The sequence below is a fragment of the Sneathia sanguinegens genome (genome assembly GCF_001517935.1).
In the GTDB taxonomy this organism is placed as follows: domain Bacteria; phylum Fusobacteriota; class Fusobacteriia; order Fusobacteriales; family Leptotrichiaceae; genus Sneathia; species Sneathia sanguinegens.
The window spans coordinates 1-13,373 of the sequence record NZ_LOQF01000012.1 but is presented as its reverse complement, the minus strand read 5'-3'; the positions used below and the strand labels follow the sequence as shown (position 1 = coordinate 13,373).

Annotated in this window: 12 protein-coding genes; all 12 read right to left on the bottom strand. The window is 22.8% G+C overall.

Annotated elements, in window-relative coordinates; translation table 11 throughout:
- Positions 1-2: 2 nt before the first annotated feature.
- On the bottom strand, positions 3-134 hold the full coding sequence (locus AWT65_RS06825) for a hypothetical protein (protein WP_269744844.1): 132 nt from the start codon (positions 132-134) through the stop codon (positions 3-5).
- A 153-nt stretch (positions 135-287) separates the two neighbouring features.
- Entirely contained in the window at positions 288-974 is a 687-nt protein-coding gene (locus AWT65_RS05485; protein WP_066730031.1) for a 5'-methylthioadenosine/adenosylhomocysteine nucleosidase, read from the bottom strand.
- Positions 971-3,457: an AMP-binding protein gene (locus AWT65_RS05480; protein ID WP_232292794.1), complete on the bottom strand. Its 2,487-nt coding sequence runs from the start codon at positions 3,455-3,457 to the stop codon at positions 971-973. Before AWT65_RS05480 ends, AWT65_RS05485 begins: the two co-directional genes overlap by 4 nt.
- Positions 3,458-3,633: 176 nt before the next feature.
- Positions 3,634-4,149 carry a septal ring lytic transglycosylase RlpA family protein gene (locus AWT65_RS05475; RefSeq protein WP_066730030.1) on the bottom strand — a complete coding sequence of 172 codons (516 nt, stop codon included), beginning with the start codon at positions 4,147-4,149 and terminating at the stop codon, positions 3,634-3,636.
- Between the two features lie 38 nt (positions 4,150-4,187).
- Positions 4,188-6,410: a hypothetical protein gene (locus AWT65_RS05470; protein ID WP_066730029.1), complete on the bottom strand. Its 2,223-nt coding sequence runs from the start codon at positions 6,408-6,410 to the stop codon at positions 4,188-4,190.
- An 83-nt stretch (positions 6,411-6,493) separates the two neighbouring features.
- Complete coding sequence (locus AWT65_RS05465) at positions 6,494-7,063, bottom strand: protein kinase domain-containing protein (RefSeq protein ID WP_066730028.1); 570 nt, start codon at positions 7,061-7,063, stop codon at positions 6,494-6,496.
- Positions 7,054-8,853, bottom strand: coding sequence for a hypothetical protein (locus AWT65_RS05460; protein ID WP_066730027.1), 1,800 nt, complete (start codon positions 8,851-8,853; stop codon positions 7,054-7,056). Before AWT65_RS05460 ends, AWT65_RS05465 begins: the two co-directional genes overlap by 10 nt.
- Positions 8,841-9,329: an FHA domain-containing protein gene (locus tag AWT65_RS05455; protein WP_066730026.1), complete on the bottom strand. Its 489-nt coding sequence runs from the start codon at positions 9,327-9,329 to the stop codon at positions 8,841-8,843. Before AWT65_RS05455 ends, AWT65_RS05460 begins: the two co-directional genes overlap by 13 nt.
- Positions 9,330-9,336: 7 nt before the next feature.
- Positions 9,337-9,999, bottom strand: coding sequence for an FHA domain-containing protein (locus tag AWT65_RS05450; protein WP_083497841.1), 663 nt, complete (start codon positions 9,997-9,999; stop codon positions 9,337-9,339).
- The gene (locus AWT65_RS05445; protein ID WP_157055067.1) at positions 9,974-10,759 is read right to left on the bottom strand and encodes a hypothetical protein; all 786 of its coding nucleotides are present in this window, start codon (positions 10,757-10,759) and stop codon (positions 9,974-9,976) included. Before AWT65_RS05445 ends, AWT65_RS05450 begins: the two co-directional genes overlap by 26 nt.
- Complete coding sequence (locus AWT65_RS05440; RefSeq protein WP_066730023.1) at positions 10,746-11,165, bottom strand: hypothetical protein; 420 nt, start codon at positions 11,163-11,165, stop codon at positions 10,746-10,748. Before AWT65_RS05440 ends, AWT65_RS05445 begins: the two co-directional genes overlap by 14 nt.
- Before the next feature lie 15 nt (positions 11,166-11,180).
- Positions 11,181-13,301, bottom strand: coding sequence for a transcriptional regulator (locus tag AWT65_RS05435; protein WP_066730022.1), 2,121 nt, complete (start codon positions 13,299-13,301; stop codon positions 11,181-11,183).
- Between the last annotated feature and the right edge of the window lie 72 nt (positions 13,302-13,373).

The window sequence follows — 13,373 nt, the reverse complement described above, 5'->3', positions numbered from 1 at the left end:
AACTACTTCTTTTTTTTAGTTGCTAAATAATATTTTTTATAATCTTCAAAACTTATTTCTTCACAACCACAGATTAAATCTTTCTCTTTCATATATTCTTCCAATATCTTTTTTTCTAATTCACTTTTTTTCATAAAAATTTTTCTCCCTAATATTAAATTTAGAAATAACCTTATTTGTTTCTATTTTTGATGTATTATATATGTATAAACCTTTGTTATAAATTAAAAATAAGAAAAAGCATATAAATAATATTTCTATTAAACTAATTAAAAAACCTTTATTTCTCATTTTATTAACCTTTCTAATATATTAAATATAATATTTTTTGAATTATTACAAGCATAGTTCAAAAATTTTTCATACTCAACATATGTTCCTTTATATGCATCTGATATTGATCTTATTATCAAATAATCTATACCTAGTTTAACACAAGTATGTGCAACAGCTGCACTTTCCATATCAACAGCAAATGGATCAAATTCTTTTATCAATTCTTCCTTTATTTTCATATCTGCAACGAAGGTATCTCCAGATATTATTCTTCCATAATATATATTTTCTAAATTTAATTTTTTTACAAAATTAAGTAGTTTATCACATGCACTTATATCTCTTTTTTTTGTCCCAGCAATTTGACCCTTAACATATTTATTATCTATTTTAGATAAATCATACATATATTCTACAAATGAAGTCCCAATAACAACATCTCCAACTTTTATACCTTCTTTTAAACCACCAGCTACACCAGAAAAAAGAAGCAATTCTATGTCAAAAATTGAAATCAAAAGAGTCGCAATAGTACTTGCATTTACCATACCAACACCTGATTCAACTACAACTATTTCTTTATTTTTATAAAAACCCTTATAAAATTTTATATTATATTTATAAATTTCTTCTATATCTTTTAGCTCTTTTAATATAACAGAAATTTCTTCATTCATAGCTCCTATAATTCCTATCATTTTTTCTTAGACTCCTTATATTCTTTGAAAATATTAACACATTCTTCTACAATTTGATCATATGTTTTATCTTTAGGATAAACTGAATCCAATACATCAACAGTTATTTTTTTAGGTTTAGGAAACTTTGAAAATCTTGAATATGCTTCATAAGCTCCATCAATTCCTATACATTGAATTTTAACATTTAAATCTTTTGAAATTATAGCAAATATCTTTTTAAATTCAGCTAAGTTTCCATCCTTTGTTCTTGAACCTTCAGGGAATATAAAAATATTTTTCTTTTGTTTTAAAACATTTGAAACTTGCTCTATACTATCCTTAATATCTTTATCAATATTTACGGTTATTACATTTGCATGTTTTAAAATATATTTCATTATATTTGATTTAAAATATTTTTCTAATGCATAAAAATATGTTTTTTTCAATATATTATTCGGTAAAGCTTGTATTATTAAGGGTGCATCTACAAAACTTTCATGATTTGCTATAAAAATAGTAGGTGTATCTTCAATTTTATTTTTTCCTGTAACTTTTAATCTAAAATAAATTTTACTAAGAACTAATAATATTGGTTTAACAACACAAGAACCTATAGAATCATTTAACTTTTTATATGGAGCTTCCTTAATTATACATGATAAATCAATTAATTTTTCATTAAATTCAGTTGATAATTGTTCTATATACTTTGATAAAAGTCTTAAATTATGATTTTTTGAAATTATTTCTTCATCTATTTTTAAATTAAAACTATTTTCTATATAAGTTATAAATTCCATTTGATCTAATGAATCTAAACCAATTTCAATTTCAAAGTTTTCGTCAGGACCCACTTCAGTATTTTTCATTTTTTGTATATATGCTTTAAGTACCTTATATGCCATAGTATTTGGTTCATTTTTTATTTCTTTTTTCTCTACTTTACCTCCAAAAATTTCAGGTAACATAAATCTTCTTAATTTACCTACCCTTGTTTTAGGCAACTCTTGTTCTACAAGCTTATAATTAAGTATTTTTTCATAATTATGTGCCTCTTTATTATAAATTTGAATAACATCTCTAATATAAGTTGTAATATTAGCGATATTAGGTTTTGGTACTATTAAAGCACATAATTTATCATTTTTACCAAATATTCCTATTTCTTCTATTTTATCTTCAGCCATCATTTGTATTTTATTTTCTAACTTTTCTGGATCTATATTTTTACCATTTGATAAAACTATCATTGCATTTGCACGACCGATAATTGTTATATACCCATCATCGCTTATAGTAGCTAAATCCCCAGTTCTAAACCAACCATCTTCTGTAAAAACTTCCTTTGTTTTTTCAGGCTTATTATAGTAACCTTTCATTACCATTGGTCCTTTTACACATAATTCATTGTCAATTATTTTTACTTTTACATTTTTTAAAGGATGTCCTACAGTACCTATTCTATGAAAAGGTGGTACACTTCCTGCCACAACTGGTGCTGTTTCTGACAAACCATAACCTTCACAATATGTAAAACCTAGTACTTCAAAAAATTCTATCATATCTGGATCTGATTTCGCACCACCAGCAATCATAGTTCTCAATTTCCCACCAAAGATATTGTGAACTTTTTTAAAAATAAACTTAGAAAATTTCTTATTATTTACTTTTTTAGCTATAGAATAAAAAATTCTTGCAATAAGACTACTATTTATTTTTTCCTTTATTGACTTATAGAATAATTTATAAACTCTAGGAACTGCAACAAGCATAGTAACATCATTTTCTTCTAATTTTTTTAATATTTCTTGACTTGTTAACTTGTCAACTAAAACTACCGACATCATATTTTCATAATAATATTCAAATAAGCAAGTTGCCATTAAAGGTAAAATATGATGATAAGGTAAAATAGATAAAATTTGTTCGTCACTTTTTGCTATATTAACACTTTGAACCCCTTTAATTTCACCAATAATATTATTAAAAGTTAACATAATACCTTTCGCATTCCCTGTAGTACCAGAAGTATATATCATCAATGCAACATCTTCACCCTTTGGTGTAATTAATTCTCTTTCATCACTAATCTTTGCTAATTCATAATCGTCAATATTATATAATTTTATTCTTTTATCGACTTCTGATATAGCAGATTTTACAGTATCATAAGTTGTATTTGTAACCACAATAGCATCTGGATCACAATCATTTAAATAATATTTAATTTCTTCTTTTGTGCATAATGCATCAATTGCTACAGGTATCGCATTTTTATCCCATAATGCAAAAAAACTAAATACCCATTCTTTTCTATTTTCAGCTATTATTAAAACATGTTTTCTTTTTTCAATATCTTTAAATATATTATTTGAAAAATATTTTACATAATCAACCATATCATTGAAGGTGATTTTTGATCCATCAAAATCTACCATAGCTAATTTATTTGATCTTTTTAGGAACATATTTTTCTGTATGTATTCTTTTGAAGACATACACTCCTTTCTTATAATTCTATTTAATTGTACAACATTTAAATATTTTTATCAATCTAAAATAACCGTTGTTATATTTAAAGTTATAAAAATAGGCGTTAAAAACGCCTGTTCTCATAGTCAATTCATTAAAGTAAATGCATTATAAATGCTTTTACTTTACCAACCAAAATTTATTATTTTATAATTTCTAACTTTACTCTAGTTAGACCTTTATTTACACTTTCTATTGCTTGAAATGCTGCTCTTGTAAGATCTATAACCCTACCCTTCACAAAAGGTCCTCTGTCATTAATTCTAACTATTACAGATTTGCCATTTGAGTTATTAGTAACTCGAACTAAGGTACCAAAAGGCAAGCTCTTATGTGCAGCTGTTAATAAACTTGTGTTAAATACTTCCCCATTCGATGTTTTTCTTCCATTCCACTTATCACCATAGTATGATGCAGTTCCTACTTGATAGTGAGTAAATCTTCGTGAATTTGTATCAACATTCGTAGGTTGGTTTTTGTTTTCTTCCTTTAAGGATTTGAAAATATCATCGTTGATGTCTACTTCATTAATTATCTTTTTTATGATGTCAACTTTGATATTAGATGATTGACTACTTTCCTTATTTTTTACCCTCTTTGCATAAACTTGTTGCGAAAACATTACGAAGACAAAAAACGCAGTAAGTAATTTTTTCATTTGCACCTCCTCATTGCAATAACAGTATAACATGATTTTCAAACACTGTCAAATTTTATAGCAATCTCATCAGTAATATAGACCTGATCAGCCATTCTTTTAGCACAAAAATATGTTAATTTTTCTTCGTACTTAAAAAAGATTCTTACTATTTCATTCTCTATATCATTTAAATAATTTTGATTAATTTTCGTTTCAATTTCATCTCTTTCATAAAAATTTTTTGTTATATTCAAATTCAAATTATATTTTCTATTTTTATTTAAATCATGTATAAAAATTTCTAAAATTGAAATACTTGCTAATTTGTCAACATAACCAACATTTTCATTTTTAGTATCCATTATTAATTTCAATTCATTTTTAAAATTATAGCAGTATATTTCATATTTTATTTTATCTATCATATAATTATTTTTAACAATTACCTTAGCCTTATCAATGTCTTCAATGTAATTGGCTACTGTTTCTAAGATATTATTATAATTATTTTTTAAATCTTGAGAAAAATGTATTATTTTACCCGGTATAAATTCTTTTAATAGATTATAAAATAATTCACTCTTAACAAAAATTCCAAACAAATTAATACCTTTATATATATTCAATACCTCAAATATTTTGAAATCTTTAAAGAAATTATTTAAAAAATTATACATTTCTGCACATAAGATCAAATCTATTTCATTCTTTTTTAAAACTATTTTATATTCTTCAATTTTATACTCAGTTTCTTTTGGATTTGCATTATATTCATCAATAATTCTTTTAGAAATATCATATAAATCGTAGTAATTTTTTTGTATAGTTGTATATTCACTATTTAAACTTTGCTCATAATTATAATAAGCTGTTTTATATATTTTTTCTGCTTGGTCAACATTTTTTAAAAAATCTTTTTGATAGTTTTCAAACCCATTATTCATTAAATATTCTATCTTTTCTTTAAGAAATAAATTTTCTTGAGGAATATTTAAAATTTTAAATTTTATCAAATTCATAATTTTATGCAATAGCTTATTATAACTTAAACATTTTTCTTTTAAGTTTAAAGTACTTTCTATTTTAACCATATAATTTATATCTTTCTCGATAATTGAATAATTATTACTTGTAATTTTGAAAGCATTTATTTCAGATGTAATTATTAAATATTTATCACTTTTATATGTATCTAATTTTGAAACTATTTTTTTACTCAATAAAGAATAGTTTATCAAAAAATTTATACTTAAATACTCAAATTTTTCATTTCTTAAATCAAGACCTACAGAATAAAACTTATCAAATTTACATTTTGAAAAACTTTGAATTAATTCAATAATTTCATTCAAAAACAAATTTATTAATTTCTTTTTATTTATTCTTAACATTTTAAAAAAGTCATCATATATTTCTATATATTCAGAAGAATTACTGAAGAATTTCTCTATGTCATTAAAATATGTTCCATAAAAAATATTATTTCTTTTTGTTAATATATCTTTTGCATTTTCAAAATACTCAACATATATTTTGTTAGTATCTATTTTCTTTATATACATAGAAAATTCTTTTGTAAAATATTTACATATAATCTTATTTTCAACAAATAATATTGGAAATTTATAAGAAGAAATCGTTGTTTTTTTAACTTTTATTTCGAGAATTTTAACAGAATAACAGTATATTTTTTCAGGTATATATTGTGTTTGTTGAAATTTATAAATTTCCATCAATAAATTAGCCATCTGATTATTAAAGAAAACTAATTTTACATCTTCACAAAATTCTTTATCAAAATCAAATCTCTCAACATATTTATTGGAAAATATGTATTTTAAATATTTGTCTGACCTATATTCTATATCTAATTTAAGACTAAATATGCAATAAATATATAAATTTTTACCTATCAATAAAACAAAATCTGTATTTATATCAAGATTTTTTGAAATTAAAATATGATATTCATCAATTTCCTTATTAAATAATATATCTTGATATATTATAATTTTTCTTGGAACTTCAATATCCATTGCTTGCTTTTCTATTATAACTAAATGCTCATCAATAATTTCTTGCAATCTCTGAAAAGATTCTAAATTTAAATCTATAATTTTTTTATCATATTTATCTTCCCTATATTCTAAAATCAATTCTATTAATTCTTGTTTTGTTCTATCTTTGGAAAATAAATTTATTAACCTTTCATCTACTGCAATTTTATATAATTCATCATAATTTTTTAATATTAATTCTTCTTTTGTATAAAAACTCATTTCATAATACCTTTAATTAAATAGACACAATAGTATAATAACTATCGTGCCTAAAATGATTGATTTTGAAATCTATATTTTTTCTAACTATTTGAAAGATAATACTTAATTTCATTTACTTTTTTTATATAGCCATGTATAGTATTTGCAGATATTATAACCTTTTTTTCAAAAATTTTTTCAGCAATAGCTGTTAAATCCTGTAAATCATATTTACAATTAGCCTCATCTTTTAAAGTTGATAAAGCAAAATCAATTAAATATATTTCCTTATCATAATTAAGAATAATATTTGACATTTTTAAATCATTATGTACTATATTATTCATGTGTAATAGCTTTATTAAATTTAAAATTTTGAAAAATAATCTATATTTTTCTTCGAATTTCATATACACGAATTTCACATTTCCTAAAGTTCTACCTTCGATTTTTTCAAAGTATAATTTTATAAATTTGTCATTTTGTTTAATAGATAATAATTTTGGTACATATACTAAACCTAATTTCTTTAATTTTTTATTTATACTAATCTCATTTTCTGCTATTACTTTTACAAATTTATATCGATTATAGTATTCTTTCACTATGTAATTTTCATATATCTTTAAATTTGAAATTTTTATTATTTTATCATTAGCTATCACTTCCATATTTTCCACCATCCGCCATTTGATTTTTTTATTGCATATCCTAGCTTTTTCTTTAATTTCTCATATTTTGCATCATGTATTCCTATCGTTTCACAAAAATCTAAAGCTCTTTTATATTCAATTATTGCATTGTTCCAGTCATCCTCCTTTATATATGAATCTCCCTTCTTTATACTTAGATTTATACTATTTATTATTTGATTTCTCTCTTTTTCTTTATCTACTTTTTTTATTGAAGTTTTTTCAGATTTTTGTTTTATCTCTTTAATCTCTGAACTAATTAAATTTTTTAACTTTCTAATAGCAATATCATTCACTGCAATTTCATTTTCTAAATCGAGTTTTTTTAAAAGTTCATTACTTTGTATTAAGCATTCCATTGAATTTCTATAATTTTTATTTGTTTGATATTCTTTTGCTTCATTTCTTAAATCAACAGCTCTTTGATATTCATATTTAATGTTACTTTCTAACACTTTTATATTATTTTTTATTTCATTAATATTCAATTCATCTTCTAATATTTCATATTTTTTTAATAACTCAAAGTAAAGATTCATAGCTTTTTTTAAATTAACACTTTTTTGTGTTTCAATAACAAGAATAAGTTTTTTAGTTTCTTCTTCAAGATCAGAAATATATTTTTTACATTCTTGTATTTTTTCACTTACACTTGAACTTGATTTATATTTTAATTCAATTTGTTCTATTTTTTCATATAGTTTTCTTGCCTTACTAAATTCTTTTTGTTCAAAAAATTGATCTGCCTGTTCTTTATATTTTTCAACATTTTCAATTTCATCAAGCATTACAAGTTTTTTATCGATTTGTTTTTTTATTGATTCGATGGGTAACAGATTAGTGTGCATTATATATATACCTTTATATAATTGCCTTGTAGTATTATAAGAATTTAAATTTAAATTTTCTTCTGCTTCTTTTATTTCTTTTTTTATTTTTTGAATAATTTTAATATCTTCTTTTATTTTTTTTATTTTTTCCTTATTATTTAAGAACTTAATTAATTTTTTTTGTGGAATTATTAAATATTTTTTTCTATCTAATTGCTTATATAACTTTTCAATATTTGAAATTTCGATATTGATATTTTGAACTTCACAATTTTTAATATATATATCTAGATCATTATTTATTTCATCTAAACTTCTATCATATTTTTTTACTATTGCTATATTTATTGCCGCATAAACAATAGAGAAAAGAAAAATGAATGTGATTATTAAGAATTTAATGTTAATCTTATTACTTTTTATTGCATCTTTTTGCAATATTTTAGAGAAAAGAATAGTAACACAATCTAAGTCTTTATTATATAATTTTATGCTATCATTTTCATGCAATTTTTTATCTTCTAGAATATATGCTTTTATATTTTGAACACCCCCTAAACATTTCGACATCGCCTTTGTTTCAAAAGCAATATTTCCATTTTCAAAATATTTAAACACTATATCCCCTATTAAAACTGCATTATATGTATTTGCATCACTTTGTATAATAGCTAGAGAATCTAATTCATTTATATTCTGTTCTTCCATATATTTTTTTAATTTTTCTATAGTTGAACATAAATATTCAACAGTATATTCTTCAGCTTCTATAAGTTCTTGGACTATGTATTCTACTACTATTTTTGATATTTTATTTATGCTTTTAATATTTTTAGCATGTATAAATATAATAGAGTCCCTGTTTTCAAAATAACCAAAATATGTATTTTGTTCTTCTATAAAATCTACATTTACATATTCGCCTATTAAACCTGCCATGTGAAATTATCTCCACAAAAATTTACAAATACTAGCTTTGTATCTCCTATTTCTATAAGACTATATGAATCTAGTTTAGTTGTTTCATAAATTGCCTTTTTATTTACATAGACTAAATTTCCTGTTTCTCCTGGAGAAATCACAAAAACTTTTTGCTTTTCATTGTATGTTATTACAAAATTATTCTTTTTTTCTATTTTTTTATCTCCAAGTATACAAACATCTAAATCTGTACTACTTCCAACAAAATTTCTTTTATTTGTTAATCTATAGTCTTTTCCTTTTTCAAAGCCTTCAATACAAACTAGCCAACCCACAACCGGATCTATTTTCAAAGGTATATATGCTATTGTTTCTATATCTATTTCAGAATCTTCAAAATTTATTTCATTATTTTTTTTCATTTCACAATATGGACATTTTTTCACTTTAGAAATGTCATAAAAATGACCTTTTTCACATCTATCTAATTTCATATTTTCCTCAATTTACAAGAATTTTTATTCCACTAATACTAATAATATCTCCAATTAATATTTTTTCTTCCTTAAAAGCTCTTAAATTAATTTTTCTATTATTCATTTTTATTAAATCTGTTCCATTTCTAGAACCTTCATCTGTTATATAAAAAGAATTTTCTTTTTTAAATATTCTTGCTTGTCTTCGACTTACAAGTTCTTCATTAAAGGTACCTGATAAATCAATATCAACAAAACAACTTTTAGAATTTTTCCCAATTATATATTCCGATTTGTTAAGTTCATAAACACATTTGTCGTTACCCATCTCATCTAAAAGAATTAATCTATTTATTGCATTTTTTTTATTTAACATTTCTAATCTATTTTTTTTCAAAATTGCATTTTGTAGACTAATTTCTTGATTAATAAATTTAATAATTTTTTTATTCAAAGTTAGTATAAACATTGTATTATACAGTGTTAAAAGCATTATTACTAAAATAATTGAATTTTTTATTTTTTGTGATAAAATGGCATACAAAAAGCCTATAATCAATATTATACAGATCACTGTAATTTCCGTTTTAAAGTCTTTCTGATTATTTTTAATATTTTTAACTAAATAATTATTTTCATTTTTTTTTAATATTCTTCTTAATTTATTCAAGATAAAAACATTCATCATTTTCTTTAATTTCTTTCACATCAATTTTATTGTTATTTCTTAATATATTTGCCAATTTTTTGATAAGTTCTTTATTATCACAAGATACATCTATAGAAATGCCTAGCTTATTTTCTATATATGCAATAATTAATTCTTTGCTTACAACTGAATTGAAACAAAGAAAAATAAAGTTTAAATCAATTTGACTTATTTTTAATTTATGACTTGCAAGATATGCCCATTTTTTTAATATTATGGGTGATATTGTTGATACTTTACTATGACTTACTGAATATTTTTGATTAATTATATCTACTGTATTATATTCATCTCTATATTCTTCAAAAGTTTCGATTTCATCACTTATTTTTGCACCTTGTCTAATTATAATTTCAAATAGCAAAAATTCGCCCTTATAATCTGCAGTATTAATCAATTCTAATGTTAGAATATTATCATAATAAGTTTTAGTAATTTTGCTATTTAATTTAGCAATACAAGTATATCTTCCCTCTACACTAGGTATATTCAAATTTAATTCATCATTAATATAGAATATTTTATTATCAATTTTTAATATACCCCTACTTATTTTGAAAACATTTTCTATTTTGTCATAGCTTATCTCAAAACCTGTAACAACTCCATCACTGGAACTAGCATATTTAGCCTGTATAAAGTTCAATAAATTAGCACTAAGTAAATTTAAACTTTCAGATGTTATAAGCCCATAGTGTTCAAACTTCGGTATTTTTGTACTAATTTCAATTTGCATCATATCCACCTTCTATTGTTATCTCACCAAGTTTTTCCTTTTTTTGCTTTAACATCATTGTAAATATTCCTGTTCCATTTTTAACATTGAAGCTTTCTGTATAATCAACAATAAAAGTGTTTGGCAGATTAATTTTTCTTATAACAGTCCCTGCTGAAATAATCTCAAATGTTAAATTTCTATACGCATCTTGATTTTCAGAAGGTACTAAAGACCAAAGACACAACTTCTTTGTCACATCATCTTTTTCATTAGTTATTTTTCCACTAATTTCCAAACCAACACTTAAATCTGTAGCCCTAGCATTAGAATCGTTAGGTGTATCTGAAATATATTTAACATCCAATACCCTATCTTTTTCTAAAACTATTTCATCTTTACTTCCTTTTATCACAACCTTAAATCCCATCTATATCACCTCCTTTCATTCTTTAGAATTAATTTTAAGATTAAGATGTTTTACATCTCCTGCAAAATTCAAATTCAATATACAAGTATCTGATATTATTGCATAAGTCATATCATCTTCAGCTCTTAAAATTGAATTTACATATATAGAATCCTTTTCCCAAATACTCTTGGTACTTTTAGGACTAGAACTAAAGAAAAATTTTAATCTATCTTCTTTAAAATCCGTTGTTTCATATCTAATTATTCTTTCAATATATGTACTTGCTAATGTTTTATAAATGGGTTCATAATTGTATCCATCACTTCTACTCATACTTCTTGCTTTATATACTGTTATATTTTCGATATTTTTATTATTATATATAGAATTTTCAGATGAAAATACAAATCCATAATTGGCTTCATTTATCTTATTTTTCAAATCTATTGTATAACCTGAAATTTCTTTTGGCATTGTTGTTTTTAATTCAAAACTATTTTCATTTGACTCTATATTTATTCTAACTCCCGGTGTGTTATTGCTTATTGAAGTAAATCTTTCTTTTAAATAACCTGGACATTGATATGACGATACTAAACCTGCTGCAATATAACTTGAATCTATATAAAGTCCATTAATATAGTAAAATAATTCTTCGTTATTTTCTCCCATCATTTTACCAACAGACACTTTAGATCTATTTTTAGGTATTATTGTAAAATTTGGGAATACATGTATTAAATACTCTGAATAAGATTTATTTTCCAACATCATAGTTTTTTCTTTGTATTCATCTAAGCCACTTATAGACAAGTGTTTAAAATCTGTTTTGTCACTTGCATGAAAATTAAAGAAAAGTTGAATTTTATACTTTTCCAATAAATCTGTTAAATGTAACAAACAACTTATTTTATTTTTTGTATTATTTTCATTTTCATCATAGCTTAAAAATCTTTGTTTAGGTTTCTTTTCATCAATTTCTACTTCTAAAGATAAGTTTGCAAGTATTGCAAACCATATTGTATTTGCAAAATCATTCTTATTATTAACAGTATTTAAATAAATATCTAAAGCCTTTTTATTTTTAGGAATCATTAATAAATCTGTATTAAGATTAACAACTAATAATTTGGGTTGCATTTGTCTATATTTTGTATTATATTGATCAAAATATAACTTAACTCCCAAAACTTTTTTTATTAACTCCTTAGAAATTAATATAAAGTCTTCTTGAGAAGTTTTATATAAATTTAAATAATTATTGTAGTTATTTAATTCTTTTTGTACATCTACATCTACTTGTATTGTATTGGGAACATATGATCTTGATATTAATTCTGCAACATAATTACTTTTATATGTTACATTTTCATTGTAATCTTCAATAAAAATTTGAGATAATTTTTCTGAATTTTTTTGACTAGTTTCTATTTGTAATTGATTTGATATTGTATTAATTTCCGCAACTTCTAAAGCACCACTATCTCCTATATATAGCAAGCCTGGTTTTATTTTTTCAATCTGATTTAAATTCCCCTTAATAGTATTCAAGGATAACCTTGTTTCTATATCTTCAATTGCTAATGGTAACATTGCAAGAACATTATTGTAATTTTTCGAGGCTTCCAAAAAACAATGATTTAGTTTACTTCCTATTTCCTTTTTCTCAGGATTTTTATCATCTAATTCTTCGTACTTATTGTATAAATAATTTATTTCTTTTCTTGTCTGCTTTAAATTTTCAATTATTCTTTTTGGCGTTAATAATTCTAAAATATCTTCATAATTAAAATTAATATTTTTTACTTTATTATTATTTCTAGCATCAATTAAAGCTAATAACATTTTAAAAAATGTATTATTTTTACAAATTTTTATTTCTGTAACACAATCTTTAGAAATATTTTCATTTCTTTCTAAAGAATAACAGATTTTATTTTTTGAAGAATCAAAATAACTATATATTGTTGGATCAAATTTAATTAAAAATTCTTCAAAACTTTCAACAAGTAGTTCTTTATTAATTTCTTCAATTTTATCATCACTTAAACTATTTTGTCCTTCAGAATCTCCTATTAAAGTCAATAAATTCAACTTTTCTGGATTAATTTCTTCAAATAAAATAGTTCTATTAGTTTGTATTAGTTTTTCCATTTTACCTCCATATTTTGCTTCTTGCTAATATTATATTATTTTTTAGAAAAATTTCTATATTTTTTGCTAATT